We start from the raw sequence: 26028 nt of genomic DNA on the forward strand, positions 1-26028 counted from the left end.
ACGATCGCCACAATGCCGAAAACCTACGGCTGCGTAACTTCCGCCGGGAGAACCCTCCCCAGGCATTGAAGAAGGGTCTTCATCCAGATGGCAGAACTCGTCTATCGGCCGGTCATCGGCGCCGCTCGCACGCTGTTCAAGGCGCTCGACCTGAAGATCGACACCCAGGGTTCGGAGCACATCCCGAAGACCGGTGGCGCGGTTCTGGTCAGCAACCACATCAGTTATCTGGACTTCATCTTCACCGGACTCGGGGCCCTTCCCCAGAAGCGGCTCGTCCGGTTCATGGCGAAGGAGTCGGTGTTCCGGCACAAGGTGTCGGGGCCCCTGATGCGCGGCATGAAGCACATCCCCGTGGACCGCAACCAGGGCGAGGACGCCTACGCGCACGCGCTCGCGTCACTGCGCGCGGGCGAGATCGTCGGCGTCTTCCCCGAGGCGACCATTTCGCAGTCCTTCACCCTGAAGAGCTTCAAGTCCGGCGCCGCGCGACTGGCCCAGGAGGCCGGCGTACCGCTGATCCCGATGGCTCTGTGGGGGACCCAGCGCCTGTGGACCAAGGGGCGCCCTCGCAACTTCCGGCGCAGCCACACCCCGATCACGATCCGCGTGGGCGAGGCCGTGGAGGCCCCCGCCGACCAGTACGCCGGGGCGATCACCCGCCGCCTGCGTGAACGCGTCCAGGAACTCCTCGAGGCCGCGCAGCGCGCCTATCCGGTGCGCCCCAAGGACGCGGCCGACACCTGGTGGGTTCCCGCGCACCTCGGCGGCACGGCCCCGACGCCCGCGGAGGCGCGCGAGCTCGGCTGATCCGCCGCCCGGCGGAGGAAGCGCCGCTCGGGCGCGGAGGGCGGTCCGCAGCCCGGGCGGGTCCTCGTGCGGGGCGCGGCCCGGAGCCGCGCGGTCGGCATCCGGACCGCGCCGTCGGGCTGCGCGGAGCTGGGCCCCCTCGCCGGATTCGGGCGTGACGCTCGCTCTCAGAGCGCCGACGGAAGGTTCCGGCTCAGTTCCGCGCCGTCGCGCGAGCCCCTCAGTGCGTGGAGAGGCGTCGGGTGCGGTGCGTCGTAGACCACCGGGTAGTCCAGTTCACCGCGATCCGGACGTGCGACGCAGGCCAGCCGTTCCGTGTCCGCCGAGAATCGGGCGTCGATGCCGCCCACGTTTCCGCGCGGATCCTGCCGTACCCAGCGCTCCCACCCGGCGAGCCGCACCGCGACGAGGCCGTGGATGACGAAGCCCGTACCGTCCCCGCCGGTGAGCCGCTGGTAGCAGAGGCCTGCGGGGACGCCACCGGCCCTCAGGAGAGCGGTCAGGGCGTGCGACTTGGCGTAGCAGATTCCGGTGCGGGCCGCCAGGACGTCCGACGCGCGCCAGGTGACCCGGGGGTCCCCCACGTCCATCGAGTGGGGGATGGTGTCACGCACGAACGCGAAGGCAGCGGAGGCGTATGCATATGCGTCCAGACGGGCCGCACCGAGCCCTCCGGCCGTCTCCCTCACGAGCGGGTGGCGGTGATCGATCACCTCGTCATCCGCGAGATAGGCGGAGATGTCGGGCGCATGCTGGATCAGCTTCATGCCTGCGGAGCGTAACTGCGCGGTCGACCCGAAGCAATGCATTTCCGGTCGACCGCATAGTTATGCCTCTCTAGCGCCTGGCCATCTCCTCCTTGAGCGCCAGCAGGAAGGCGTCGACGTCCTCCTCGCGGGTGTCGAAGGCGCACATCCAGCGGACGTCGCCGGCCTTCTCGTCCCAGAAGTAGAAGCGGAACCGCTTCTGCAGCCGCTCGGTCACCTCGTGCGGCAGCCGGGCGAAGACGGCATTGGCCTGGACCGGATAAAGGATCTCCACGCCGTCCACCGCCCGGACCCCCTCCGCGAGCCGTTGGGCCATCGCGTTGGCGTGCCGTGCGTTGCGCAGCCAGAGGTCCCTGGCGAGGAGCGCTTCGAGCTGGACCGAGACGAAGCGCATCTTCGAGGCGAGCTGCATCGACAGCTTGCGCAGGTGCTTCATGGCCCTGACGGAGTCCGGGTCCAGGACGACGACGGCCTCACCGAAGAGGGCACCGTTCTTGGTGCCGCCGAAGGAGAGGACGTCGACGCCGACCGTGTTGGTGAACGTACGCATCGGTACGTCCAGCGACGCGGCCGCGTTGGCTATCCGCGCACCGTCGAGGTGCACTTTCATGCCCCGCCCGTGTGCGTGGTCACAGATGGCGCGGATCTCGTCGGGGGTGTAGACGGTACCGAGCTCGGTGTTCTGGGTGATCGAGACGACCTGCGGCATGGCCCGGTGCTCGTCCTCCCAGCCGTACGCCTCGCGGTCGATGAGTTCCGGCGTGAGCTTGCCGTCCGGGGTCGGGACGGTGAGCAGCTTCAACCCGCCCACCCGCTCGGGAGCCCCGCACTCGTCCACGTTGATGTGGGCGGACTCGGCGCAGATCACCGCGCCCCAGCGGTCGGTGAGGGCCTGGAGTGCGACGACGTTGGCCCCGGTGCCGTTGAACACCGGGAAGGCCTCGGCGGTGGGGCCGAAGTGGCTGTGCATGACCCGTTGGAGGTGGCCGGTGTAGTCGTCCTCGCCGTACGCGACCTGATGGCCGCCGTTGGCGAGGGCGAGGGCCGCGAGAACCTCCGGGTGCGCGCCGGCGTAGTTGTCACTGGCGAAACCGCGTACCTGCGGATCGTGATGACGTCGCGCATCGGTCCTTACGGTTGCGGGGTCAGCCACAGACGCTTTCCGTTCACTTCTCCGGCGGGCTTGTCCCAGACCCCGGCGATGGCATCGGCCAGCTCCGTGACGTCCGTGAAGCCCGCGAACTTCGCACTGGGGCGCTCGGCGCGCATCGCGTCGTGCACCAGTGCCTTGACGACAAGGATCGCAGCAGCCGACCTCGGACCCGCGTCACCCCCCGCCTTGCGGAAGGCGTCGGCCAGGGCGAGCGTCCAGGCCTCGGCCGCCGCCTTGGACGCGGCGTAGGCCGCGTTGCCGGCGGTGGGGCTGCTGGCTCCTGCCGCGCTGACGAGCACGTAACGGCCCCGGTCGCTGCGCTGGAGGACCTCGTTGAAGGCGAGCGAGGTGGACTGGACGGTCCGGATCAGCAGCTTCTCGAGGTGGTCCCAGTCGGCGAGGCTGCTGTCCGCGAATCCGGCGCCGCCGCGCCAGCCCCCGACCAGGTGGACCAGGCCGTCGACGTGCCCGAACTCCTTCTCCGTCTTCAGGGCCCACTCCCGCGCGGCTCCCGGATCGAGGAGGTCGACCGTGTCACCGGTGACCGTCGCTCCTCCGTGTGCGTAGCGCGCGGCGTCGACCGCTTCCACCAGCCGCTCGGGGTTGGCGTCCGAGGCGACCACGGTCGCCCCCGCCTCGGCGAGCCGGAGCAAGGTGGCCCGGCCCGCGGGCCCCGCCGCTCCGGCCACCGCGATCACCGCGCCGTCGAGCACACCGTTTCCGCCCTGACCTGTTCCGTTCATCGCCACAGCCTCCTCAGATCCCGCGCTCACGCAGCTGCCCGCCCGGCGTCCGCCGCGGTGATCCCCTTGGTGGAGGCGATCACATGCTTGAGCTTCTTCGAGAGCGCCTCATAGAACATGCTCAGGGGAAACTCGTCCGGAAGCACGTCGTCGACGAGCTTGCGGGGCGGCTGCGTCAGGTCCAGGGCGTCCGGGCCCTTGGCCCAGCGGGATCCGGGGTGGGGAGCGAGATAGGTCGCGACCAGGTCGTACGCCGCGAACCAGTGCACGAGCTTGGGGCGGTCGATGCCGTCGCGGTACAGCTTCTCGATCTCCGCGCAGAGCTCGTTGGTGACCTGCGGCGCACGAGCCCAGTCGATCTTGAGCGTGTTGTCGGTCCAGCGGACCACGTCGTGCTTGTGGAGGTAGGCGAAGAGCAGCTGGCCGCCGAGACCGTCGTAGTTGCGCACGCGCTCACCGGTGACGGGAAAGCGGAACATCCGGTCGAAGAGCACGGCGAACTGGACGTCGCGGCCCTGGCCGAAGCCGTCGGCTTCGAGCTTCACGGCCTCCCGGAAGGCGGTGAGGTCGCAGCGCAGCTCCTCGAGTCCGTACATCCAGAACGGCTGGCGCTGTTTGATCATGAAGGGGTCGAACGGCAGGTCACCATGGCTGTGGGTGCGGTCGTGGACCATGTCCCAGAGGACGAAGGCCTGCTCGCAGCGCTTCTGGTCACCGAGCATCTCGCGGATGTCCTCGGGCAGCTCGAGGCCGAGCAGCCCGACGGACGCCTCGGTCACGCGGCGGAAGCGGGCGGCCTCCCGGTCGCAGAAGATGCCGCCCCAGCTGAAGCGCTCGGGTGCCTCGCGCACGGCGATGGTCTCAGGGAAGAGAACGGCGGAGTTGGTGTCGTAGCCCGAGGTGAAGTCCTCGAAGGTGATACCGCAGAACAGCGGGTTGTCGTACCGCGTGGCTTCCAGGTCGGCGAGCCACTCGGGCCAGACCATCCGCAGCACGACCGCTTCGAGATTGCGGTCCGGATTGCCGTTCTGCGTGTACATCGCGAACACGACCAGGTGCTGGAGGCCGTCCTCACGGTCCCTGGCGGGCTGGAAGGCGAGCAGGGAGTCCAGGAAGTCCGGGACGCCGAAGCCGTCAGCGGCCCAGCGGCGCAGGTCGGCCACGAGCGCGCGGTGGTAGGCGTCGTCGTGCGGGAGCAGCGGTGAGAGCTGCTCGACCGCCGCGATCACGCGCTCGACGACGGCTCCGGCCGCCTCCGCGGAGGGGGCGCCGTCAGCTGTGAAGTCGATGGAGCCGTCCTTGGACTGCCAGGGGCGGAGCTCTTCCACGGCACTCTTGAGCGCGGGCCAGGCCGGGTGCTCCACGACTCGCCGGGCGGCAGCTATCTCGCCGGTAGCGGCGTCATGCTCAAGAATTTCCGTCATTGCACTTCCTTCACGGGAGAACCTCGCGTCAAGCAACCGTATCCATGCGCGGCTCCTTCGGACAAGTGGAGGACAGAAGATTATCCTGCCCCTCCTCATGGTCACCGTTATTTTTCCTGTCACACATCCGCAGGACAACTTCTTCCACCGGACTGGCAGGGCAGAGGCCGCCCTGCACGCGCGAACTGGTTCCCTGTGGGTAGGAGCCGCGCTCGGAGGCGACCACGACGGACGGAAGCGGGAGTGCCTTGTCTTTTCTCACCATCGGTCATCGCGGGGTCATGGGTGTCGAGCCGGAGAACACGCTGCGCTCGTTCGCGCGCGCGGAGCAGGCCGGCATGGACGCCGTCGAACTGGACCTCCACCTGAGCAAGGACGGCGCGCTCGCCGTCATGCACGACGCCGCCGTGGACCGCACGACGGACGGGCGGGGGCTGATCGCGGAGAAGACGCTCGCGGAGCTCCGCCTGCTCGACGCCGGGCTCGGCGAGCGTGTGCCCGTCCTCGAGGAGGTGCTCGACCTGATCGGCTCGCCCGTCCAGGCCGAGATCAAGGACGTGGCCGCCGCGAGGGCGCTGGCCGAGGTGATGCTGCGACGCGACCTGGCCGGCCGCGTCGAGGTGTCCTCGTTCCACGACGCGGCGGTCGCGGAGATCGCACAGCTCGTCCCGGGCGTGCGGACGGTGCTGATCGCCAGCCGGTGGGAGGGCGATGTGGTCGACCGGGCGAAGGCGGTGGGCGCGGCGACGCTCGCGCTGAACATCCGCCGCCTCACCCTTGAGGTGGTCGAGCAGGCACACGCGGAAGGCCTGCGGGTGATCGGCTGGGTGGTCAACACCCAGGACCACCTGCGTCTCGTCCGCGCGCTGGGGCTGGACGGCGCGACGACCGACTACCCGGAGATCCGGCGCGCGGGGCGGTTCACCGCCTGAGGCGTCCCGCCGGGCCCTGCGCGCCCTTCCGTGGGCCCGCTCTACAGCTCCTTGACCAGCAGTTCGAACGCGAGGTCGTCACGCTGCGGTATGCCGAAGCGCTCGTCGCCGTACGGGAAGGGCGTCAGCTCTCCCGTACGGCGGTAGCCCCGGCGCTCGTACCAGGCGATCAGTTCCTCGCGGACCGATATCACCGTCATGTGCATCTCGGCGACGCCCCAGCCCTCGCGTGCCGTGCGCTCCGCCTCGGCGATGATCACCTTGCCGAGTCCCGCGCCCTGCAACTCGGGCCTGACCGCGAACATCCCGAAGTACGCGGCCCTCCCCCGGTGTTCGAGCTGACAGCAGGCGACCGGCTCGCCGTCCCTCTCCGCCACGAGGACCCGGCCCGAGGGCTGGGCGAGCACCTCGCGCACCCCGTCGGCGTCGGTGCGCTGCCCCTGGAGGATGTCCGCCTCGGTGGTCCATCCGGCCCGGCTCGCATCACCCCGGTAGGCGGACTCGACGAGTCGCACCAATACCGGCACATCGTCCTGGGTCGCGTCGCGGAAGGTCAGTTCTGCCTGTGCCGTGGCCGGTGCTGTGTCCATGTGGCTCTTCTCCGGTGGGTGTCTGCCGTCTGTGCCGTCCCGAGACTAACCCGGTGGCGACCGCCCCCCGCAGGCCCCGGGCGCGCTCCCCCAGTACCCCAATGCGCCCCGGTAGGAGCACTCGGGACGGGGCATCGATGGGACGGAACCGGAGCGATCGGCCGTAGGGGGAGATGCACTGTGCACGGACCGGCGCTGTCCGGCTGGCTGCTCATGGTCCTTTGCGGGGCCACGGGGGCTTACTGCCTCCTGCGGACCCGCAACGGCACGAAACGAGAACGCGGATCGGCGCGGGCCGAGGCGCTGATGGGCTTCGGGATGGCCGCGATGGCCGTGCCCACGGCCCTGCTCGCACTCCCGGGATGGATGTGGGTGGTACACGCGGTGGTGTTCGGCGCCGCCTCACTCCACGCACTCGCGTACGCCGGGGGCGGCGGCCATCATCTGCATCATCTGGTCGGTTCGCTGGCCATGGTCTACATGGCCGTGGCCATGGGGCCGGGGGCGGCCCACGCCGCAGGGGGTGGCCACCTGGGCCACGGAGCGGGCTCGTCCGGATCCGGTGGAGGCGTCGGAGGCGTTCCCCTGCTGACGGGAGCTCTGCTCGTCTACTACGCGCTGTACGTCCTGCGCTCGGCGGGACGGCTCATACCGGTTCCCGCGCCCCTCGGCGCGCCGGCCGGTGGCACGGGTGGCGGCGGCGCCACGGGCCCGGCCTGGGGCGCCCGGCCCGAGCTCGCCCTGGCCTGCAGACTGGCGATGGGGACGGCGATGTTCGCCATGCTGCTCACCCTGTGAGACGACGGGGCCCGCACACGGTGTCGTACGTCACTTGGCGCTCGCGGCCATACCCGTGGGTGTGGCGGCACTCATAGGGTGACGCCCATGGTGGTCTCCCTCGCTCTGCTGATGCTCGGCACGCTGGCCGCCCTCGTGGCCCCGGGCCTGATGGCGAGGGCCCGCTGGGCGGAGCGTGAACCGGTCGTGGCCCTCTGGGTCTGGCAGTGCGTGGTCGCGGGCGTGCTCCTGTCGTTCGGGCTCTCCATGACCTTCAGCGCGGCCGCCGCCTGGCAGGCGGTCCGCGGCCACGTCTTCGCGCCCGCGCCGCACGCGGTGGTCGAGGCGTACGCCCTGGGCGCGTACGGGCCGTGGTCGGCGGTGATCGCGGTGCTGCTGGCACTCGGGGGTGTGTGGACCGGCGCCATGCTCGTGCGGGAGGTCCACCGGGCGCGCGCCCGCCGCAGGCGGCGGCGCACCGAACTGCTGGTCCGCTCCCCGTTGATGCCGGGCGAGGAACCCGGTAGCGGGCGTCTCGTGGTGCTGGAGGGCGAGCGGCCCGATGCCTGGTGGCTTCCGGGGGCGGCCCCCCAACTGGTCATCACCACGGCGGCCCTCGGGCGCCTGAAGGGGCGCCAGCTCGACGCCGTGCTGGCCCACGAGCAGGGACACGCGCAGGCACGCCACGACTGGCTCCTGCACTGCTCGGGGGCGCTGGCGACCGGTTTTCCCCAGGTCCCGGTGTTCGCCGCCTTCCGCGACGAGATGCACCGCCTCGTCGAACTGGCCGCGGACGACGTGGCGTCACGGCGCTTCGGACGCCTCACGATCGCGCTCGCCCTGGTCGGACTCAACGAGGACCGTGGCGTGTTCGGCCCGTCACCGGCTTCCGGGGCCCATGTGCCGCTGAGGGTCAACCGGTTGCTCACGCCGGTGGAGCGGCTGACCGCGGGCCGTCGGCTGAGGCTGACCGCCGCCGCGGCGCTCGTTCCCGTCGTGCCCCTCCTGGTGGCCTTCGTGCCGGGACTCAGCGCCCTGGGATAGCTTCCCGCCCCGGTCGTGAACGAGGATCGACCCCATGCACTCCCCTCCCCCCTCTCCGCGCGGCCGGGCCTCCTTCCTGATCACCGGCATCGTCTGCGCCTCGCTGTCCCTCGTGCTCATCGTGCTGGTGGCGGTGGCCTGGCCGCCCCTGATGTCGCTGGACGTGACGGTGGCCGAGGCCCTGCACCGCAGAGCGGTGGCCGAACCGGGCATGGTCCACGCCAACCGGGTGCTGACGGACTGGGTGTGGGATCCCTGGACGATGCGCGTCCTGACCGCCGTCGTCGTGGTCGCCCTCTGGTGGCGCGGCTCACGTCTGCTCGCCGGATGGGTCGCCGCGACCAGTCTGTTCGGCACGCTCGTGCAGCAGGGGCTCAAGGCCGCCGTGGGCAGGGAGCGCCCCCGCTGGCTCGACCCGGTGGACTCGGCGCACTACGCGGCCTTCCCCTCGGGGCACGTCATGACCGCGGCGGTGACCTGCGGGCTGCTCCTGTGGGTGCTGCGTCTGCACGGCGCCCAGCCGTCCCTGTGGTGGGGCTCGCTGGCGCTCGGTGTGGTCTCGGTGGCCGGTGTGGCCTTCACCCGTGTCTACCTGGGCGTGCACTGGCTGAGTGACGTGGCGGGCGGGGTGGCTCTGGGAGGGGCCGTGACGGGGCTCTCCATCGCCGGTTACACCGGATACCGCCGCCGTGCCGGGCGACCGCCCGGCGACGCGGAGACGCCCTTGTAGGCCGGCGCCCGGGGCCGCGACGACCGGCTGCATCCGGACCACGGGTGTTCTCTTCGACTTCTCTCAGGGACCCTCTTCCGGGTCGAGTCCGTCGGCGCGTGGCTGCGCGCCGCTCTCGATGCCCGGCCCGGCAGCCGTACCCCGATGCCGCGGAGGCGCTGCGCGAGCTGCGCCACCACGGCATCGCGGTCGGTGTCGTGAGCAACATCGGGTGGGACCTGCGCCCCGTCTTCCGCGCACGGCCTGGACGATCTGGTCGACGCCTACGCGCTCTCCTTCGAACACGGCATCCAGAAGCCGGTCCGCGCCTGTTCGGCGTGGCGTGCGCCCTGCTGGGGCGCGATCCCTCGGATGTGCTCATGGTCGGTGACGACCGCCACGCGGACGCCGGTGCGGGCGCCCTGGGCTGTGAGGTCCTGTTCGTCGACCCGCTGCCCGTCCCGGAACGTCCGGACGGACTGCGGGTGCTCCGACTGCCGGAACGCGCCACGGAGGGCATACGTACGCACCGCGCGTGAAGGATTCCGGTAGGAGGTGTGAGGGATATCCCTGCCCCGAAGGGGGTCCGAAGGCCCGGCGGGGGTTTAGTTTGGTGGACATGTCCCCGTATCCGAACCCGTCCGCCGCCGTGCGCCCCGCCTCCGTGGTCAACGAAGAGATCCGCACCCTGTGGCAGCGCTCGGGCGGGCTGCTGTCCCCGGACGACGAGACGGAGTACCAGCGCCTGCTGGTGGAGTGGGCCGCTGCCGCCGGTACGAGCGTGCGGCCGGCCGCCTGAGCGGTGGGGCCGCGGTCCCCGGCCCCGGACCTGATTCCGGCGATCCCCCGCATCGCCGGAATCAGGGGTACAGCATGTCCCCGCACCGCCCGGTGGTCAATGAGATAAACGTGCCCCGCCGGGCGGAAGCCGCCTGGCAGGGCACGTGTGCTCGTGGGTGGCGAGCTTGTGGATCAGCGGTCGAAGTAGTCCGGCTGCGTCTGCACGTTGAGCCCGGGCAGCCGCACCTTCTTCGCCGGGTCGGTCCGCCGGTCGTCGAGCTTCAGCACGTCGAAGCCCTTGTCGATGTCGTTGGAGTAGATGTAGCCGTTGTAGTAGTACGCCGACCACGGGCCGGCCGTGGTGACCGCGTCCGTGGAGACCGGGCCGCGCTCGAAGTAGGCGATCTCCTCCGGCTTCGAGGAGTTGGTGAAGTCCCACACGGAGACCCCTCCCTGGTACCAGGCCTGGACCATCAGGTCCTTGCCCTTGACCGGGATGATCGAGCCGTTGTGCGCGACACAGACCTCGGTGTCGGCCTGCGGGCGGTCGATCTTGAAGTAGCTGCGGAAGACCAGCTTGCGGTGGTCGCCCCGGCCGGTGATGTCGTAGATGCCGTCGGCCCCGCGGTTCGGGCCGATCTCGTCGTTGCAGGTGGCCGCTCCGCCGCCGCCGAGCTCGTCGGTGAATACCACCTTGTCGGCGTCCTGGTTGAAGGTCGCCGAGTGCCAGAACGCGAAGTTCACGTTGTCCTGGACCCGGTCGATGATCCTCGGGTTCTCCGGATCCTTGATGGAGAACAGCAGACCGTCACCCATGCACGCCCCGGCTGCCAGGTCCTTCGACGGCAGGACGGTGATGTCGTGGCATCCGGTGGTCTTCGAGACGCCCGGGTTGGCCGGCGCGCCCGGGTTGCCGCCGTCCGGGAAGAGAACAGGGAAGTTCACGATCCGGGAGTCCTCGGGAGCGCCGCGCGGCACCTTGATGACGGAGATTCCGTCGTGCGGCGGCCGGCAGTCCGGGAACGCCTCGTTCGGCGCGTACGACGAGACGTAGACGTAGACGTTCCTGCGCTCCGGAACGATCGTGTGGGTGTGCGAGCCGCACGCGGTCTCGACAGCTGCGACGTACTTCGGGTTGCGCTTGTCGCTGATGTCGAAGACCTTCATGCCCTCCCAGGAGGACTTCTCCGTGGCCGGCTGGGTGGTGCTGGCACAGGAGTCGTCGCTGCGCGAGGAGTCGGTCGACAGGAAGAGCAGGTTCCCCGAGACCGAGATGTCGTTCTGGGAGCCGGGGCACAGGACCTGCGCGACGGTCCTCGGCTTCCTCGGGTTGCGGATGTCGAAGATGCGGAAGCCGTCGTAGTTCCCGGCGTAGGCGTAGCTGCCCTGGAAGGCGAGGTCCGTGTTGAGGCCCTGGAGCGCGTCCTTGGGCACGTTCGTGAGGTGTTCGATGTTGGCGCTGTGGACGATCTCGTCCACGCCGGGTATCTCACCGCTCTCGATGGCGGCCCTGGCTTCGGCCTGTTCACTCACGGAAACACCGCTGCGGGTGGTGGCGGTGTCGCCGGGGTCGGGTGTCGCGGCCGCGGGTCCGGCCGTGAACAGCGTGGCGACGAGCCCGGCTGCGGCTGCCGCCACGCCCAGACGTCTACGCCGCACGCTGGTGGTGTGCAACGAGGTCACTGCGTCCTCCCTTGTATCCGTTCGTCGAGGAACGGTTCATGGACCCCGGCAGTATGGTCCCTCGCATGTACACACCAACAGATGGCAACAGAGACGTAATAAAAGTTTTTGATCACCGGCCGTCGGAAGGTGTTAGGACGGTCTGCAACACACTCATGTGGCACTGGAGGTGGCCGTGTTGATGCCCCGTCGGACCCCACGCGCACGCGCAGCCGTTCTGGCGACGGCCCTGGCGGCCGTCGTCATCGTGTCGGGAGGGTGCGACGACGGCGACGGCGCGAAAGCCGGGGCGGACCAGGGCCCTTCGGTCGTGGCGCCCGGCAGGCCCGGCGAACCGGCCAGGACGCTGTCGGCCGAGGAAGCGGCGAAGGCCGCCCGTGACGACTCCCCCAACTCGGCCGACTTCCGCTACGCGCGCATGATGATCGAGCATCACGAGCAAGCCCTCGTGCTCACCGCCCTGGTCCCCGGACGTGGGTCCTCCACATCTGTCGAACGGCTCGCGAAGCGCATATCGGCAGCCCAGAAGCCGGAGATCGGTGCCATGGAGGGCTGGCTGAAGAACAACGGCGGGGACGATCGCAAGGAGGCGCACGACCACTCCGCGATGCCCGGGATGGCGACCGACGAGCAGATCGGCCGGCTGCGTGCCGCGAAGGGCAAGGCCTTCGACCGGCTCTTCCTCGAGCTGATGATCACGCATCACCAGGGCGCGGTCACCATGGCGACCGAGGCTCTGGCGGACGGCAACAACGTGCTGGTGGAGGAGATGGCCAACGACGTGGTCGCCCAGCAGACCGTGGAGATCGACCGGATGCGCGGCCTGATGACCTGAGGGCCGCCGTGACGCGGGGCCCGCGTGCCTCTCCCCCGCCCACCGTCCGCGGTGCCATGCTGGAGGGGATCCTGCCGGAGGAGGTGCGCCGTGCTCCGAGTCGCCGTGGTCGGTTCGGGACCGAGCGGGGTCTACACGGCCCAGGCCCTGTTGCAGCAGTCGCGGGTACCGGATGTGCGGGTGCACGTCCTGGACCGGCTGCCGGCACCGTACGGGCTGGTCCGCTACGGCGTGGCACCCGATCACGAGAAGATCAAGTCCCTCCAGGGCAGTCTCCGGGCGGTCCTGGAGGACGAACGGATCACCTTCGTCGGTCATGCCGAGGTGGGCGGCGCCGGCGGAGTCGCGCCCGCCCGGCTGAAGGAGCTCTACCACGCCGTGGTCTACTGCGTCGGCGCGGCGTCCGACCGGCCGCTCGCCGTCCCCGGCGAGGGACTTCCCGGGAGTTTCCCGGCCACCGAGTTCGTCTCCTGGTACAGCGCACACCCGGACGCGCCCGGGGACGGCTTCCCGCTCTCGGCCGTACGTTCGGCCGTGGTGATCGGGGTCGGCAACGTGGCGGTCGACGTGGCCCGGATCCTCGCCCGGAGCGCGGCGGAGCTGCGCGGCACGGACGTACCCAGGGCAGCGCTGGAAGCGCTCGCCACGAGCCGGATCCGTGAGGTGCACGTCGTCGGCAGGCGCGGCCCCTCGCAGGCCAGGTTCACCACCAAGGAACTGCGGGAGCTCGGTGCGCTCCCCCGGGCACGGATCGTCGTCGACGGCGCGGAACTGGCCCTCGACCCGGCGTACGCGGCTGCGGACGGCCCCGCGCCGCCCCTGCCCGCCGTGGTCCGGCGGAACCTGGAGGTGCTGCGGGGGTGGGCGGCCGTGCCGCCGCCCGTCGGCCACGGCCCGGAACGCCGCGTCCGGCTTCGGTTCTTCCTGCGTCCGGCCGAGGTGCTCGAGCGGAACGGGCGGGTCGGCGGGGTGCGGTTCGCGCGTACGGCCCCGGACGGTGCCGGAGGCGTACGGGACACCGGGGCCTTCGAGGACATCGAGGCACAGCTCGTCCTGCGGGCCGTGGGATACCGGGGGACGCCTCTGCCCGGCCTGCCCTTCGACCCGGTCCAGGGGATCGTGCCGCATCTGGCGGGCAGGGTGATCAGGGACGGGGCCGCGTCGCCCGGGGAGTACGTCGCCGGGTGGATCAAGCGCGGCCCCACCGGGGTGATCGGGTCGAACAGGTCGTGCGCGAAGGAGACGGTCGCCTCGCTGATCGAGGACGCCCCGCTGCTCACCGGCCGGGAGGTGTCCGCCGATCCGCTGGGTGCCCTGCGGGAACAGGGACTGCGGCCGGTGGCATGGGACGGCTGGCTGTCCATCGAACGTGCGGAGTCGGCGCTCGGCCGCTCACTCGGACGCGGACCGGTCAAGATCTCCGACTGGGCCGGCCTGCTCGACGCGGCCGGGGACGGCCCCCGGTAGCGTGCCGAGGGGACGTCAGCCCTGGCCGAGGCGCTCGGCCTGCCGCTCCACCGCCCCGAGCACACTGTCGAGCAGGCCGGGGAAGAGGGCGTCCAGATCATCCGCCCGTACGCAGCTCAGCTTGGCCGTGCCGCGGTAGAACTGGGTGATCACGCCGTTCTCGCGGAGCACCCTGAAGTGGTGCGTGGTGGTGGATTTCGACACCGGGAGGTCGAAGCGGGAGCAGGCCTGCTCGTCGCTCGCGCCGGCCAGTTGGCGCACGATGCGGAGCCTGATCGGGTCGGAGAGCGCATGGAGCACGCCCTCCACGCGGATCTCGTCGCGCGAGGGGTGGGCGAGCACGCGAGCGGCGGTCGTCGTCACGGTGGCTCCACTTCGTACAGGGAACTGCATTGTACGAGGATCGTCGTAGTTTTATCCACGGTCCGCGCGTCGTCCACGGGCCGCCACCACGAGCCGGACGCGGGGGCTGCCGTCCCGCCTCCGGCCGAACTCCTCCATCGGCAGCAGCCGCACGGTGAACCCGGTGCCCACGAGGTCGTCCACCACACCGGCGAGCGGGAAGGTGCGGTAGTACATGACGAAGGGCGGACGCCACAGCGCGTTGCGCGCGCGCATGGCCAGATCGAATCCGAGCAGCGACCAGTACGCCCGGGAGCCCACTGCGGGCGGAGCCCCCACCGGGAAGACGAAGAGGCCCCCCGGCCGCAGTGACGCGTGCACCTGGTCGAACAGCCGCGGGCGTTCCCCCGGCAGGAAATGGCCGAACGCCCCGAAGCTGAGGGCCAGGTCGAAGACCGGGGCGAACGGCAGCGCCCGGGCGTCCGCCCTGACCCAGTCCACCGCCGGGCCGCCGCCGTCCGCGGGGTGCGCGGCACGGGCGACGTCGAGCATGCCGGCGCTGAAGTCGACGCCGGTGACCCGGTCCCGGCACAGCCCGCGCAGGACCCCTGCTCCCGCCCCAGTGCCACAGCAGACGTCGAGGCCGCGGTCGAACGGCCCCATGGGCCGCACGGCTCCGGCGACGGCTTCCAGCACCCGGTCCGGGGTCCGGTAGGGCGTCCGGTCGAACTTCGGGGCGAGCAGGTCGTATCCGCGCATCGTCGAGGAGAGCGCCTGGACGGCCAGTTCGCGCAGCGTGGGGCCCTGGGGAGTGGACATCGCGGCTCAGGTTACCGACAGAGGCGGCGTCACACCGCCCGGGCGTACTGTTCGGGCGTCCGGACGTCACCCCCGAGCTCGCGTGAGGCCTTCCGGGCGAAGTAGGGGTCGCGCAGCAGTTCCCGGCCGAGCAGGACGGCGTCCGCGCTGCCGTCGGACAGGATCTTCTCCGCCTGCACGGGGTCGGTGATCAGCCCCACGGCGGCCACGGGAAGGCCCGTCTCGTCGCGCACCCGCCGGGCGAAGGGCACCTGGTAACCGGGCTCCGCGGGAATGCGCGCCTTCGGCGCCAGTCCGCCGGTCGAGACGTCCAGCAGGTCGACGCCGTGTGCGAGCAGCTCACGTGCGAAGCGGACGGTGTCGTCGCCGGTCCAGCCCTCGCGCGGGTCGTCCGCGTTCTCGGTCAGCCAGTCGGTGGCCGAGATGCGGAAGAACAGCGGGAGCTCCTCGGGCCACACGGCGCGCACGGCGTCCACCACCTCCCGTGCGAAGCGTGTGCGGTTCTCGAAGGAGCCGCCGTAGGCATCGGTGCGGTGGTTGCTGTGGGGCGAGAGGAACTGTCCGATCAGATAGCCGTGCGCTCCGTGGATCTCGGCGACCCGGAAGCCCGCGTCGAGTGCCCGGCGGGCGGCGTCGGCGAACTGCCGCACCACCTGCTGGATCTCCTCGGCGCTCAGCTCGGCGGGCACCGTGTGGGACTCGTCGTACGCGAGGGGACTGGGGGCGACCGGCTGCCACCCCTCGGGGTCACCGGTGCCGATGGGAGCCCCGCCGCGCCACGGGCGGTCGGTCGACGCCTTACGCCCGGCGTGCGCGAGCTGGATTCCCGGGACGGTCCCCTGCCCGGTCAGGAAGCCGGTGATCCGGCGGAACGCCTCCGCCTGCCGGTCGTTCCAGATGCCGAGGTCCGCGGGGCTGATCCGGCCCTCCGGGCTGACCGCGGTGGCCTCGACGAGCACGAGGCCGGTCCCGCCGACCGCGCGGGCGCCGTAGTGGGCGAAGTGCCAGTCGTTGGCCGTGCCCGCTCCGGGTCCGGACACTTCCGCGCTGTACTGGCACATCGGGGCCATCCAGACACGGTTGGGGATGGTCAGCGACCGCAGGGCGTAGGGCTCGAACAGCGCACTCACAGGGGACTCCGGTTCCTCGGGGCGGGCGGTGTGACGGCCCGGGCACGCCGGGCCGTCGCTTCATACGACGTTCACCGTACTACGAAAATCACCGTACTACGGCGATCGTCGAAATACGACCCACGCGCACGGCTCCCTCATGTCCCGGGCCGCAGCCTGCGCCTCAGGGGGATGCCGGCGTCCGCCTCGTACACCTGGCTCCAGCTGCGCCCGCCGCCCGATGTCCAGGTGACCTGGACGTTCGCCCCGTCCGTCCTGACGGCCTCCACCGTCATGAGGCGGTCCCCGTCCCGCACGTCACCGCGCAGCAGCTCGCGCGCCTTGACCGTGACGGGCTCCGCCGATCGCGCGTTCTCGGCTTCGGCGGCCGCTGCGACGAGGGCCGCGGCCAGCTCCCTGGCCGCGGCCGGGGAGCAGGACCAGGAGGCGTGTACCGATGCCCCCTCGACCCGGAGCCCGACCCGGAGGGGCCCTTCGGCGGTCCCCGGGGTCACCTTTAGCGTCGCGCCGCGCCCCTCGGTGTCCCGGATCTCGGTACCCATCCTGCCGCCTCCTCGTCCCGCTCCGGTCAGCTCAGCCGGAGACTCTCCGGCGGGCCCAGATAGCTGGGCTTGAGACCGCCGGTGTCCACCACGAGGTTCTGGAGTACCACGGTGGGGTCGACCATCCAGAATCTGAGCACGTGCGCGCCCGCCCGGCCGATCCGGTGCACGGTGGCGGTGCGGTTGACGTTGTCGGAGGTGTTACGGGCCCACTGGGTGTTCATGGTGCCGTCGTCGGCCCCCGTGACCTCGGTGATGTCGACGGTCTGCGGCTCGTCGTCGTCGAAGGAGACGGCATACGTCAGCCCGTCGGTCGCCAGGGCGTTGTTCCGGGGCGACAGATATGCCCAGACGGTGACCGGCCCGGTGGTGAACAGGCTCACCCGGTACTCCAGCCTGGGCCCCCGGCCCCCCGGTGTCTGCCGCGCCGCCGTGACCGGGAAGGGCTCCATGCCCGATCCGGTGCGGCCGATGTCAGGGACACGCCGCCAGGTGATGCCGTCCCGGCCGACCGCCCGGTGGAAGTGGTCGGCCTCGATGGAGACGTATCCGTTGGCCTCGACGAAACCCCTGAGCTCCGCCCGGTCCGGGCGCGGGCGGTCGACCACGGCCGTGACCACGACCTGGCTGCCCCCGGGACCCGAGACGGTGACGGGCACTTCGGTGACGCCCTTCGGCGCGCGGGACCAGTCGACGCGGAAGGTGACCCGGGTCTGGGCCTCCACCCGCCCGCGCGTCCGGTCGGCGACCAGCCAGGAGGCGCCCGTACGGATCCGGAAGTCGAAGGGCTCGGTCCCCCGGTTGAACACCTCGACATACTGCGCGGGCTGGCTCTGGTACGGACTGAACACCGGCAGGACGGCCTCGGCTCCGCCCTCGCCGGACGCCGGCCACCAGCCGGACGAGCCGTCGACGGCCACGCCCATGTCGGCCTCGCGCGGGAGTTCGATGCGCCGCACCGCCGGGAAGATCTCGTCCGCGATCGCCACGTTGTCCAGCTCCGGCTGCTGCCAGGGGGCGTTGGGCCCGTAGCGGTCCACATCGCCGTACCCGATGTGCGGCTGTGTCTGGAAGCCCTTCCACTTGCCGCCGGCGATCTCGGTGTTGAAGCGCCGCGCCAGGGCGAAGTCCTCGGCCAGTGCCGCCTCAGCGGTGGCCGCGAGCTGGTTGGTCAGGGCGCGGCCCTGGGGCGCGTAGTGCAGGTTGGTGAACTCCGCCTCCCGCAGGGCGTACAGGTTGGCCGTGGCCCGGACCGCGTAGCCGACGAGCTCGTACCAGGCGTCCTGGGCGGACGCGGGCAGGCGCCGCCTGACCCGTTCCGCGGCGGCGTCCAGGCGCTGCCAGTCCTCGGTGACCCGCTCCAGCTCGCGGTAGTCGACGATGCTGAAGGGTGTGGCCCGGTCGTCGTAGACGACCGCCGAGGAGTCCGTGGCCGGATCCTTGGCCGGGTCGAGGGTGATCTTCCGGTTGAGCAGCTCGGGCTTGCGGCGGGACTGCAGCCGCGCGTACGTCCGCAGGACTTCGGCGACGTCCCCGGCCTGCCGCTCGCCGAAGTTCTGCGCGGCGTAGCGCTCCTCCCACTCCGCGAGTGCCTCCAGGGGCCAGCGGCCCGGATCCCAGGCGTACTCCAGGAAGAACTGGGTGGGCAGTTCGTTGCCCTTGAGGTCGCCCACGTTGGTGACCCACAGCCCATGGTTGCCGTAGGCCGCGCTCTGGTGGAGCTGGTCCCACAGGTTGGGGAGGGAGGCGGTGTCGACCCACTTGTAGTTCCGTCCCACCCCGACGTAGTCGAAGTGGTAGTAGAGGCCGTACCCGCCGCTCCGGGCGTCCTTGTCCAGGTCCGGCAGTTTGCGCACGTTGGCCCAGTTGTCGTCGGTGAGCACGACGGTGATGTCGTCCGGCACGCGCAGTCCCCGGTCCCAGTAGTGCTGGACCTCCTTGTAGAGGGTCCACACCTGCGGGACGCCGTCCGCGGCACCCAGTTCGTCGGCCAGGATCTCGCGCTGGGTGGCGATGATCTCGGTCATCAGCTCGATGCCGTCACCGTCGGGCAGGCTGACGTCGCCGTTGCCGCGCATGCCGAGGGTGACGACTCCCTCGAACTCCTCGTCCGCCATGCGGCGGATGCCCTCGCGCCAGTACGCCTTGATCGCGTCGGCGTTGCGGCGGAAGGACCACTCACCTGTACCGCCGTAGGGGTCGTGGCCCGGTTCGGTGATGTTTCCCGCGCTGTCGCGCACCGCGGGGACGGCGTGCCTGTTCCACTCCTCGATGCCCCGCATCATGGGCGCCTCGTGCGAGGTGCCCATGACCACGCCGTACGCCTTCGCGGTGGCGTGGTTCTCCGGGTCGTCCTCGGCGAACGCACGCCCCCAGACCGCCGGCCAGAGGTAGTTCGCCTTGAGGCGCAGCATCACCTCGAAGATCCTGGAGTAGAAGGCGGCGTTGAACCCGCCCTCGAAGCCGGGTGCCTTGCCGGGACCGAAGAAGGCGGGCGCCCAGGTGCCGAGCGCCGGGTTCTCGTCGTTGACGAAGAACCCGCGGTACTTCACGGCGGGGGTGCCCTGGCTGTGCCGGCCGGGCAGGACGTACAGCGCGTCGCGGTGGACGGGGGCGACGTCGTCCCACCAGTACCAGGGCGAGACACCGATGCCCCGGGAGACGTCGTACGCGCCGAATATCGTGCCGCGCTGGTCGCTGCCGGCGATGACGAAGGCGCGGTCGACGCCGGGCAGCGGGTCCTCGACCACGGTCTGCAGGCTGGTCTCCCACCTTCCCTCGACGTCCGTGACCTCGAGCCGGCCGGCGGCGATCAGGCCGTCGATCAGCGGACTGCGGCCGATGGTGCCGATCAGGACGATCGCGCGGCCGGGGGGTGCCGAGTTCCGGGCGAGCGGGGGGCGGACGCCGGTGACGCGTTCGATGTCGGCCTGGAGGTCACCGGCCACCCGGACGACTCCGTCGTGGTCCTTGTCGCTGACCACGATCGGAGCCGCCCGGCCGGCCCTGACGAGAGGGAAGGCGCCGGGCCGGGAGCTGAAGGAGATGTAGGCGCCGGGATCGGTGGGCCGGGCCGCCGGGGGGCCTCCTGGGCCTGCCTGCGCGGCGGCGGCCCCTCCCGCCAGCCCCGTCAGCGATCCGAGAGGCGTCGCCGCCAGTGCCGTGATCCCGAGACCGGCCCCGAGGACCGACCTGCGGCTGGTGTGCTTGTCCATGTCGCTCCATCTGTTCAGACACATGTCACATGGGACGGGCGTGAGCCCCTGGCAGTGGCCGGGGACCGGCCCTGCGGTCTCTGTCCTCGGTGTGCGTTCGTGACCGGGACGGCCGGTGGGGTTCCGGCCCGCTCCGGTCGTCACCAGTGGGGCTTCTTCTCGGAGGAGGGATCGATCCGCTTCATGTGGCCGGTGTCGTCCCGGTTGCGCCGCCCGCACGCGCGATGTACTGCTCGTGCAGGCGGCGAGGGCGTCCCGGTCCAGTTCGGCCCCGGGCCCGGGGCCGCGGGGAACCCGCACCGCACCGTCGGCGAAGGTGAGCGCGCCGGGGACCACGATCCCCTCGGTCTTCCACGGCCGGCGGGTGTCGCACGCGTAGGCGAGGTTCGGCGTGGCGGCCGCCAGGTGGGTCACCGCCGCGAGGCTGACGCCCGGGTGCGCGTCGGAGTGCGTCGACAGCCCCATGCCGAAGCTGTCGCAGATTCCGGAAAGGAGCCTGGATCGGTGCGGGCCGCCCCGGTGGTGGTGGTCCGACGGCACGACCTGGACCGCAGCGCGCTCGACGGCGGGCGCCAGGTGGCCGAAGGCGACGACGCGCGTGTCGGTGGCGAGCGGCACGGGCGTCTCGCGCGCGGCCCCGGCCATCGCGGAGTGATGCGCACTCCGGTGACGGTCCGGAGGTCCGCCGTCATTCCCTCACCTCTTCCGCACCGGGGGTGGCGACGGAAGTCAGCGCCTGCCCGCGGCGAGCGCCAGGGTCTGGCGCAGGGTGCTGTAGGCGGGCTTGGGCGCGTAGCTCTCGTCGAAGATGTTGGCCGCGCCCTGGCCGGGGAAGGTGTCCGGGACCCAGGAGTAGGTGTCGGTGAAGCCCCACACCGTGAAGTCGTTGCAGCCAGGGGTGAGGAGACAGCCGCGCAGCAGGACGCCGTAGCCCTCCGCCTGCGCCTCCAGCTCGGTGCTGTCGGCCGGCATGGGGATGCGGACGTCGGCCTCGGTGATCGCGGTCTCCAGGCCGAGACGGTCGAAGCGCAGCATGTTGTCGGCGATGTCGTGCGGTGCGCTGTACTGGACGCCCAGGTGGCCCTGGATGCCAACGCCGTGGACCGGCACACGCTGCTTGCGCAGCTGTGTGACCAGCTCGTACAGGGCCGTGCTCTTCGCGTTGACGCCTTCGATGTTGTAGTCGTTGATGAACAGGCGGGCCTTGGGGTCTGCCCGGTGGGCCCAGCGGAAGGCGTCCGCGATGTAGCCGGGGCCGAGCTTCCGGAGCCAGATGCTGTCCCTGAGCGTGCCGTCCTCGTTGAAGGCCTCGTTCACGACGTCCCACTGCCAGATCTCGCCCTTGAAGTGCGTGACCTGCTCCGTGATGTGCCGGCGCAGAATGTCCCTCAGCTCCTCGGCGGTGAAGTCGCCGTCGTTGAGCCAGGCGGGCAGCTGGCTGTGCCATACCAGCGTGTGCCCGCGGACCAGCTGCCTGTTCTCCTCGGCGAAGTCGACGAGTTCGTCGGCGGCGGCCCAGTCGTACGTGCCGCGCTGCGGCTCGACCGCTTCCCACTTCATGGCGTTCTCCGCGGTGACGGAGGAGAACTCTCCCGCGACCTTGGCCCGGTAGGGGGCGTCCTCGGTCAGGGCGGTGGCGTTCACGGCCGTCCCGATGCGCAGTCCGGCCTTCTGGCCGAGGGCGCCGAGCGTCTGCCGGTTCGCACTGTGGCCCGGTCCGCCGTGCCGGCCGGTGTCGTCGGTGGCGGCGGAAGCGCTGGAGAGGGTGAAGGCGGAGACCAGGAGCACGGCGGCCGCGGAGCCGACCGCGATCGATCGAGTTGCCTTGAGCATGACAGGTACCTTTCCGAAGGGGCGCGTGGCCGGCTGACCGTCGGCCGGGCGCGCCGGAGTGACCGTCGAAACTTTCGGATCCGCCCCGCACCCCATGGGGTGCGGGGCGGGGCAGGTGTGCGGGGGCTGACGCCCCCGCACGTCACTTCTGTGCGATCAGCGAGTCCACCGACGTGGCGCAGACGAGACGGCGCCGGTGATCGACGGTGCGCTGGGGACCGGTGAGACGCAGCCGTACGGCGTGCTTGACGTCGTCCGGGTCGCTGGAGGTGGCGAAACGCAGCTCCAGGTCGCCGGGCTCGACGATCCGGTGCCCGCCGACGCCCGTGAACGACACCAGGTCCGGATGGAACCGGAAACTGACCCTCCGGGACTCCCCCGCGGCGAGCGGCACCCGGGCGTAGCCGATCAGCCGCGCCTCGGGGCGTGTGGTCTGGGCGACCGGGTCGTGGACGTAGAGCTGGACCACTTCGGCCCCCTCGCGGTCGCCGGTGTTGCGGACCGTGACCGAGAGGTCGGTCTCCTGGTCGGTGGAGAGCTCGGCCGGCACCTCGGCACCGGCCTCCCAGGCGAACGAGGTGTAGGACAGTCCGTGGCCGAAGGGGTAGAGGGGGGTCGGGTCCAGGTTGCTGACCCCGTTGGCCCGGCCCAGCGGCGGCTGCAGATAGGTCCACGGCTGGCCGCCGGGTTCGCCGGGCACGCCGAGGGGCAGGCGTCCGGAGGGGTTGACCCGCCCCGAGAGCACCCCGGCGAGCGCCGGACCGCCCTCCTCTCCGGGGAAGAACGCCTGCACACAGCCGGCCAGCCGGTCCGCCCGCCCGCCGAGCGCGTACGCGCGTCCCGTCAGCAGCACCAGGACGACCGGGGTGCCGGTCGCGAGCAGCGCGTCCAGGAGCTCTCCCTGGAGTCCGGGCAGAGCCAGGTCCGCCGCGTCGCAGCCCTCGCCGGAGGTGCCCCGGCCGAACAGCCCGGCCCGGTCGCCCAGGACGGCGACACAGACCTCCGCCCCTGAGGCCAGGCGGGCGGCCTCCTCGATCCCGGCGGCGTCCGTACCGTCCACGTCGCAGCCCTGCGCGTGGTCGATCGCGGCGTGGGGGAACTCCTCGCGCAGCGACTCCAGCAGTGTCGGCACGGCGATGCCCATCGGCGCCTCGGGGTGCTGGACCCCGACGTGACTCGGGAAGGAGTAGCAGCCGAGCATGGCCAGCGGGTCGTCGGCGCGGGGTCCCACGACCGCGATCCGTCCCGTACCGCTCAGGGGGAGCGCGGCCTCTGGATTGGCCAGCAGGACACAGGACCGCTCGGCGAGCAGCCGGGCCAGGGCCCGGTTCCGCGGCGGATCGAGGTCCACCGTGCCGCGCGCCTGCTCGGGGTCCGTCCCCGTGAGTACGGCGGGCAGGGCCTGCCGGTCCGGGTCGAGCAGACCGAGCTCGCACTTCTGCAGCAGCACGCGGCGGAGGGCGCGGTCCACCAGTTCCTCGGCGACGAGTCCGTCGCGGACGGCGGCCACGAGCGCGTCGCCGTAGCTGCGCACGGTGGGCAGCTCCACGTCCACACCCGCCGTGAGGGCGAGGCGGGCGGCGTCCCCGCGGCCCGCCGCCACCCTGTGCAGGGTCTCCAGGAAGCCGATGCCGAAGTAGTCGGCGACGACCGTGCCGGTGAATCCCCAGGTGTCCCTGAGGAGTTCGGTGAGCAGCTCCGGGTCCGCGGCGGTCGGGACACCGTCGATCTCGGCGTACGAGTGCATCACCGAGCGGGCCCCGCCCTCACGGACCGCCATCTCGAACGGCGGCAGGATCACGTCGGCCATCTCCCGGGCACCGGCCCGGACCGGTGCGAGGTTGCGGGCGCCGGCCGACGCGGAGTAGCCCGCGAAGTGCTTGAGCGTGGCGACGATGCCGGAGGACTCCAGCCCCCGGACGTATGCCGTGCCGATGGTCGCGACCAGGTAGGGGTCCTCGCCGATGGTCTCCTCGACACGGCCCCAGCGAAGGTCCCGCACCACGTCCAGGACCGGGGCGAGACCCTGGTGGACACCGACGGACCGCATGTCGCTGCCTATCCGGTGCGCCATCTCGGCGACCAGCTCGGGGTCCCAGGCCGCGCCCCAGGCGAGCGGCACCGGATAGGCGGTCGCCCCCCAGGCGGTGAAGCCGGCCAGGCACTCCTCGTGGGCGAGCGCCGGAATCCCGAACCGGCTCGCCTCGGCGATCCTGGCCTGGGCCGTCGCCAGCGAGACCGCGCCGACGCCCGGATCGACCGGCGCGGTGCCGAACGGCCGGGTGAGCTGGCCCAGTCCGCGCGTGGTGATGTCCTCGAAGTCGACCGGGTCGACCATGTCGTTCTGGTGCGGTGCGACTCCGTCGCCCTCCGCGTCGGCGCCCACCCAGATCCCGTACAGCTGGGCGGTCTTCTCCTCGAGCGTCATCCGGGCCGCCAGGTCGGCCACCCTCACCTCGGGGCTGAGCGAAGGGTCGCGCCACGGGCCGTCGACGGGGTGGGGCGGGTCGGCCTGGCGGGCCTGCGGAGCAGGGTGGATTGCCATGGGGGCAGGGGTTCCTCTCATGAGTGCGGTGGTCCGGGGCGGCGTCGGTGTGCTATTTGCCGCCCACCCCCATCAGTCCGTTGATCAGCGCCCGCCGGGCCACGAGGTACACGGCGAAGATGGGTATGACGGAGAGGACGATCGCTGCCAGTACCGCGGGGATGTTCACTCCGAACTGGCTCATGAAGTTGAACAGCCCCAGCGTCAGTACCCGCTGTTCCTCCGACTGGGTCAGGATCAGCGGGAAGAGGAAGCCGTTCCACGCCTGCAGGGCGGAGAAGATCGCCACCGTGCTGATCCCGGCCCTGGACAGCGGCACCGCCAGCTGCCACAGCATGCGGATGGGCGAGGCGCCGTCGAGGGACATCGCCTCGTACATCTCCTCCGAGACGTCGCGCATCGTCCCGCTGAGGACGAGGACGGCGACGGGCATGGCGAAGGCGGCGGTCGGCAGGATGATCGCCCAGAGGGTGTCGTACAGCCCCATCTTGCCGATCATCAGGTAGAGGGGGACGATCACCGCCTGCGCCGGTATCGCCACGCCGAGCAGGAAGGTACGGAAGGCGAGTGACGAGAGGCGGCTGCGGGTGCGTACCGCCACGTACGCCACCGGCACGGAGAGCACCAGCACGAGGGCGACCGTGGCCACGGCGACGATGGCGGTGTTCCCGATCAGCGTGAGGAACCCGCTGTCCAGCACGGTGTTGTAGTTGTCGAGTGTGGGGTCCGTGGGGACGGCCAGCGGGTCCCCGTTCAGCGCCTCGTCCTGGCGCATCAGCGAGGCGGAGACCAGCGTGTAGAGCGGGACCAGGACGATGAGGAGCCAGATCAGCGAGCCGATGCCGGCCACCGGGTTGCCCAGGGGCCTGCGCCGGCGGGCCGTACGGCCGGGACGCGGTGGAGCGGGTGCCGCGCGGTGCTGCGGGGCAGCGGGGCGGGTGTCGGTCGACATCTCGTCACATACCTTCCCGGGTTGACCGCATGGACCCGAAGCCACTGAGGCGGACCATGATCAGCGAGATACTGGTGGCCACGACGACGAGTGCGGTGGCGATGGCGGCCGCGTAGCCGAGGTCGTACGTCTGGAAACCGGTGCGGTACATCAGGTAGGGCAGGATCGTCGTGTCCGTTCCGGGACCGCCCTTGGTCATGATGAGCACGGTGTCGAAGTACGTCAGCGAGCCGACGATCATCAGGACCGACGAGGTCGTCATCGTGTGCCGCAGCTGCGGCAGGGTGATGTGGAAGAACTGCCGCAGCATGCCCGCGCCGTCGATGGAGGCGGCCTGGTAGAGGACCTCCGGGATCTGCCGGGCACCGCCCTGGTAGATCAGTGTGTGGAAGGGCATGAACTGCCAGCCGCCGACGAAGGCCACCACCAGCAGGGCGCCGGTGGACGAGCCCATGACGTTGGGATCGATGCCGAGCCAGGGCCCGATCGTCTGGATGACACCGAAGTTGGGGTCCAGCAGGGCGTGGAAGAGCATCGCGATCGCGGTGGTGGAGAGCAGCAGCGGGATGAAGAAGATCGCCGACAGGAACGCGCGGCTGCGCTGCCGCCCGGCCGCCCAGACACCCAGCAGCAGTGCCACCGGGGTCTGGAAGACCCAGCTGATCGTGGTGAGCAGGAGGCTGAGCCAGGCGGCCTGGCCGAACTCCGAGTCCTTGAAGAGCCTGGACCAGTTGTCCAGGCCGGTCAGGGTCGGGGAGTCGAGCCCGTCCCATTCACAGAAGGAGAGGTAGACGGCGATCGCCAGGGGGACGATCGCGAAGACGGCGAAGAAGAGGATGCCGGGGACCGCCCAGGCGACCGGGGGGCGGCCGACGTTTCCGACGGCCGCCTTCCTGTCTCCGTGCCTCTTCGCGACCGGAGTGTGGTGGGACATCG

The 26028-nt window shown here is 71.1% G+C and carries 24 protein-coding genes; 9 read left to right on the forward strand and 15 right to left on the reverse strand.

Annotated elements, in window-relative coordinates; translation table 11 throughout:
* Nucleotides 1-87: 87 nt before the first annotated feature.
* Nucleotides 88-810, forward strand: a complete 723-nt coding sequence (locus ACHFIV_RS17805; protein ID WP_205023815.1) for a lysophospholipid acyltransferase family protein — start codon at nt 88-90, stop codon at nt 808-810.
* A gap of 167 nt (nt 811-977) precedes the next feature.
* Here the strand turns inward: ACHFIV_RS17805 and ACHFIV_RS17810 are convergent, their stop codons facing one another.
* The 4 genes from ACHFIV_RS17810 to ACHFIV_RS17825 all read right to left on the reverse strand — a co-directional run bounded on the left by ACHFIV_RS17810 (nt 978) and on the right by ACHFIV_RS17825 (nt 4897).
* Nucleotides 978-1577 carry a transglutaminase family protein gene (locus ACHFIV_RS17810; protein ID WP_398969546.1) on the reverse strand — a complete coding sequence of 200 codons (600 nt, stop codon included), beginning with the start codon at nt 1575-1577 and terminating at the stop codon, nt 978-980.
* Nucleotides 1578-1647: 70 nt separating this feature from the next.
* A complete protein-coding gene (locus tag ACHFIV_RS17815) occupies nt 1648-2730 on the reverse strand; it encodes a threonine aldolase family protein (protein WP_398969548.1) in 1083 nt (360 codons plus the stop codon).
* Nucleotides 2709-3473: an SDR family NAD(P)-dependent oxidoreductase gene (locus tag ACHFIV_RS17820; protein WP_398969551.1), complete on the reverse strand. Its 765-nt coding sequence runs from the start codon at nt 3471-3473 to the stop codon at nt 2709-2711. The genes ACHFIV_RS17815 and ACHFIV_RS17820 overlap by 22 nt, the downstream gene beginning before the upstream one ends.
* A gap of 26 nt (nt 3474-3499) precedes the next feature.
* Entirely contained in the window at nt 3500-4897 is a 1398-nt protein-coding gene (locus tag ACHFIV_RS17825; RefSeq protein WP_398969554.1) for a DUF6421 family protein, read from the reverse strand.
* A gap of 281 nt (nt 4898-5178) precedes the next feature.
* Here ACHFIV_RS17825 and ACHFIV_RS17830 point away from each other — a divergent pair, with 281 nt between their 5' ends.
* A complete protein-coding gene (locus ACHFIV_RS17830) occupies nt 5179-5829 on the forward strand; it encodes a glycerophosphodiester phosphodiesterase (protein WP_398969735.1) in 651 nt (216 codons plus the stop codon).
* Nucleotides 5830-5870: 41 nt separating this feature from the next.
* Here the strand turns inward: ACHFIV_RS17830 and ACHFIV_RS17835 are convergent, their stop codons facing one another.
* Nucleotides 5871-6419 (reverse strand): GNAT family N-acetyltransferase, encoded by a 549-nt coding sequence (locus ACHFIV_RS17835; RefSeq protein WP_398969557.1) that lies wholly within the window; start codon nt 6417-6419, stop codon nt 5871-5873.
* 180 nt (nt 6420-6599) lie between these two features.
* On the opposite strand from ACHFIV_RS17835, the gene ACHFIV_RS17840 reads away from it, so the two are divergent.
* The 5 genes from ACHFIV_RS17840 (at nt 6600) to ACHFIV_RS17860 (ending at nt 9748) form a co-directional block, all read left to right on the forward strand.
* The gene (locus ACHFIV_RS17840) at nt 6600-7217 is read left to right on the forward strand and encodes a DUF5134 domain-containing protein (RefSeq protein WP_398969560.1); all 618 of its coding nucleotides are present in this window, start codon (nt 6600-6602) and stop codon (nt 7215-7217) included.
* 87 nt (nt 7218-7304) lie between these two features.
* Nucleotides 7305-8240, forward strand: coding sequence for a M56 family metallopeptidase (locus ACHFIV_RS17845; RefSeq protein ID WP_398969563.1), 936 nt, complete (start codon nt 7305-7307; stop codon nt 8238-8240).
* 34 nt (nt 8241-8274) lie between these two features.
* Entirely contained in the window at nt 8275-8970 is a 696-nt protein-coding gene (locus ACHFIV_RS17850) for a phosphatase PAP2 family protein (protein ID WP_398969565.1), read from the forward strand.
* Nucleotides 8971-9068: 98 nt separating this feature from the next.
* Nucleotides 9069-9488: an HAD family hydrolase gene (locus tag ACHFIV_RS17855; RefSeq protein WP_398969568.1), complete on the forward strand. Its 420-nt coding sequence runs from the start codon at nt 9069-9071 to the stop codon at nt 9486-9488.
* 80 nt (nt 9489-9568) lie between these two features.
* Nucleotides 9569-9748 (forward strand): hypothetical protein, encoded by a 180-nt coding sequence (locus ACHFIV_RS17860; RefSeq protein WP_398969570.1) that lies wholly within the window; start codon nt 9569-9571, stop codon nt 9746-9748.
* A 173-nt stretch (nt 9749-9921) separates the two neighbouring features.
* Here the strand turns inward: ACHFIV_RS17860 and ACHFIV_RS17865 are convergent, their stop codons facing one another.
* Nucleotides 9922-11412, reverse strand: coding sequence for an LVIVD repeat-containing protein (locus ACHFIV_RS17865; protein ID WP_398969573.1), 1491 nt, complete (start codon nt 11410-11412; stop codon nt 9922-9924).
* A gap of 181 nt (nt 11413-11593) precedes the next feature.
* Here ACHFIV_RS17865 and ACHFIV_RS17870 point away from each other — a divergent pair, with 181 nt between their 5' ends.
* The gene (locus tag ACHFIV_RS17870; RefSeq protein ID WP_398969576.1) at nt 11594-12247 is read left to right on the forward strand and encodes a DUF305 domain-containing protein; all 654 of its coding nucleotides are present in this window, start codon (nt 11594-11596) and stop codon (nt 12245-12247) included.
* Between the two features lie 90 nt (nt 12248-12337).
* Nucleotides 12338-13714: an FAD-dependent oxidoreductase gene (locus ACHFIV_RS17875; protein WP_398969579.1), complete on the forward strand. Its 1377-nt coding sequence runs from the start codon at nt 12338-12340 to the stop codon at nt 13712-13714.
* Between the two features lie 15 nt (nt 13715-13729).
* Here ACHFIV_RS17875 and ACHFIV_RS17880 read toward each other — a convergent pair whose 3' ends face one another.
* The 9 genes from ACHFIV_RS17880 to ACHFIV_RS17920 form a co-directional block, all read right to left on the reverse strand.
* Nucleotides 13730-14107 carry an ArsR/SmtB family transcription factor gene (locus ACHFIV_RS17880; RefSeq protein ID WP_398969582.1) on the reverse strand — a complete coding sequence of 126 codons (378 nt, stop codon included), beginning with the start codon at nt 14105-14107 and terminating at the stop codon, nt 13730-13732.
* 21 nt (nt 14108-14128) lie between these two features.
* Nucleotides 14129-14875, reverse strand: a complete 747-nt coding sequence (locus ACHFIV_RS17885; RefSeq protein ID WP_398969585.1) for a class I SAM-dependent methyltransferase — start codon at nt 14873-14875, stop codon at nt 14129-14131.
* A gap of 29 nt (nt 14876-14904) precedes the next feature.
* Nucleotides 14905-16005 (reverse strand): NADH:flavin oxidoreductase/NADH oxidase, encoded by a 1101-nt coding sequence (locus tag ACHFIV_RS17890; RefSeq protein WP_398969588.1) that lies wholly within the window; start codon nt 16003-16005, stop codon nt 14905-14907.
* Nucleotides 16006-16142: 137 nt separating this feature from the next.
* Complete coding sequence (locus ACHFIV_RS17895) at nt 16143-16547, reverse strand: hypothetical protein (RefSeq protein ID WP_398969591.1); 405 nt, start codon at nt 16545-16547, stop codon at nt 16143-16145.
* A gap of 26 nt (nt 16548-16573) precedes the next feature.
* The gene (locus ACHFIV_RS17900) at nt 16574-20407 is read right to left on the reverse strand and encodes a glycosyl hydrolase 115 family protein (protein ID WP_398969594.1); all 3834 of its coding nucleotides are present in this window, start codon (nt 20405-20407) and stop codon (nt 16574-16576) included.
* 84 nt (nt 20408-20491) lie between these two features.
* Nucleotides 20492-21595, reverse strand: a complete 1104-nt coding sequence (locus ACHFIV_RS17905) for an endo-1,4-beta-xylanase (RefSeq protein WP_398969597.1) — start codon at nt 21593-21595, stop codon at nt 20492-20494.
* Between the two features lie 142 nt (nt 21596-21737).
* Nucleotides 21738-24140 carry a beta-xylosidase/alpha-l-arabinosidase gene (locus tag ACHFIV_RS17910; RefSeq protein WP_398969600.1) on the reverse strand — a complete coding sequence of 801 codons (2403 nt, stop codon included), beginning with the start codon at nt 24138-24140 and terminating at the stop codon, nt 21738-21740.
* A gap of 52 nt (nt 24141-24192) precedes the next feature.
* Nucleotides 24193-25092, reverse strand: coding sequence for a carbohydrate ABC transporter permease (locus tag ACHFIV_RS17915; protein ID WP_398969603.1), 900 nt, complete (start codon nt 25090-25092; stop codon nt 24193-24195).
* A gap of 4 nt (nt 25093-25096) precedes the next feature.
* The gene (locus tag ACHFIV_RS17920) at nt 25097-26026 is read right to left on the reverse strand and encodes a carbohydrate ABC transporter permease (protein ID WP_398969606.1); all 930 of its coding nucleotides are present in this window, start codon (nt 26024-26026) and stop codon (nt 25097-25099) included.
* Nucleotides 26027-26028: the final 2 nt, after the last annotated feature.

Source organism: Streptomyces sp. ALB3 (assembly GCF_044385685.1).
Lineage (GTDB): Bacteria > Actinomycetota > Actinomycetes > Streptomycetales > Streptomycetaceae > Streptomyces.

What these genes read in the sequence shown, in the direction of transcription:
- ACHFIV_RS17805 (WP_205023815.1), top strand. Translation starts at nt 88, where the DNA reads ATGGCAGAACTCGTCTATCGGCCGGTCATCGGCGCCGCTCGCACGCTG.
- ACHFIV_RS17810 (WP_398969546.1), bottom strand. Translation starts at nt 1,577, where the DNA reads ATGAAGCTGATCCAGCATGCGCCCGACATCTCCGCCTATCTCGCGGAT.
- ACHFIV_RS17820 (WP_398969551.1), bottom strand. Translation starts at nt 3,473, where the DNA reads ATGAACGGAACAGGTCAGGGCGGAAACGGTGTGCTCGACGGCGCGGTG.
- ACHFIV_RS17825 (WP_398969554.1), bottom strand. Translation starts at nt 4,897, where the DNA reads ATGACGGAAATTCTTGAGCATGACGCCGCTACCGGCGAGATAGCTGCC.
- ACHFIV_RS17830 (WP_398969735.1), top strand. Translation starts at nt 5,179, where the DNA reads ATGGGTGTCGAGCCGGAGAACACGCTGCGCTCGTTCGCGCGCGCGGAG.
- ACHFIV_RS17835 (WP_398969557.1), bottom strand. Translation starts at nt 6,419, where the DNA reads ATGGACACAGCACCGGCCACGGCACAGGCAGAACTGACCTTCCGCGAC.
- ACHFIV_RS17845 (WP_398969563.1), top strand. Translation starts at nt 7,305, where the DNA reads ATGGTGGTCTCCCTCGCTCTGCTGATGCTCGGCACGCTGGCCGCCCTC.
- ACHFIV_RS17850 (WP_398969565.1), top strand. Translation starts at nt 8,275, where the DNA reads ATGCACTCCCCTCCCCCCTCTCCGCGCGGCCGGGCCTCCTTCCTGATC.
- ACHFIV_RS17860 (WP_398969570.1), top strand. Translation starts at nt 9,569, where the DNA reads ATGTCCCCGTATCCGAACCCGTCCGCCGCCGTGCGCCCCGCCTCCGTG.
- ACHFIV_RS17870 (WP_398969576.1), top strand. Translation starts at nt 11,594, where the DNA reads ATGCCCCGTCGGACCCCACGCGCACGCGCAGCCGTTCTGGCGACGGCC.
- ACHFIV_RS17880 (WP_398969582.1), bottom strand. Translation starts at nt 14,107, where the DNA reads ATGCAGTTCCCTGTACGAAGTGGAGCCACCGTGACGACGACCGCCGCT.
- ACHFIV_RS17885 (WP_398969585.1), bottom strand. Translation starts at nt 14,875, where the DNA reads ATGTCCACTCCCCAGGGCCCCACGCTGCGCGAACTGGCCGTCCAGGCG.
- ACHFIV_RS17895 (WP_398969591.1), bottom strand. Translation starts at nt 16,547, where the DNA reads ATGGGTACCGAGATCCGGGACACCGAGGGGCGCGGCGCGACGCTAAAG.
- ACHFIV_RS17900 (WP_398969594.1), bottom strand. Translation starts at nt 20,407, where the DNA reads ATGGCCGGGGCCGCGCGCGAGACGCCCGTGCCGCTCGCCACCGACACG.
- ACHFIV_RS17905 (WP_398969597.1), bottom strand. Translation starts at nt 21,595, where the DNA reads ATGCTCAAGGCAACTCGATCGATCGCGGTCGGCTCCGCGGCCGCCGTG.
- ACHFIV_RS17910 (WP_398969600.1), bottom strand. Translation starts at nt 24,140, where the DNA reads ATGGCAATCCACCCTGCTCCGCAGGCCCGCCAGGCCGACCCGCCCCAC.
- ACHFIV_RS17915 (WP_398969603.1), bottom strand. Translation starts at nt 25,092, where the DNA reads ATGTCGACCGACACCCGCCCCGCTGCCCCGCAGCACCGCGCGGCACCC.
- ACHFIV_RS17920 (WP_398969606.1), bottom strand. Translation starts at nt 26,026, where the DNA reads ATGTCCCACCACACTCCGGTCGCGAAGAGGCACGGAGACAGGAAGGCG.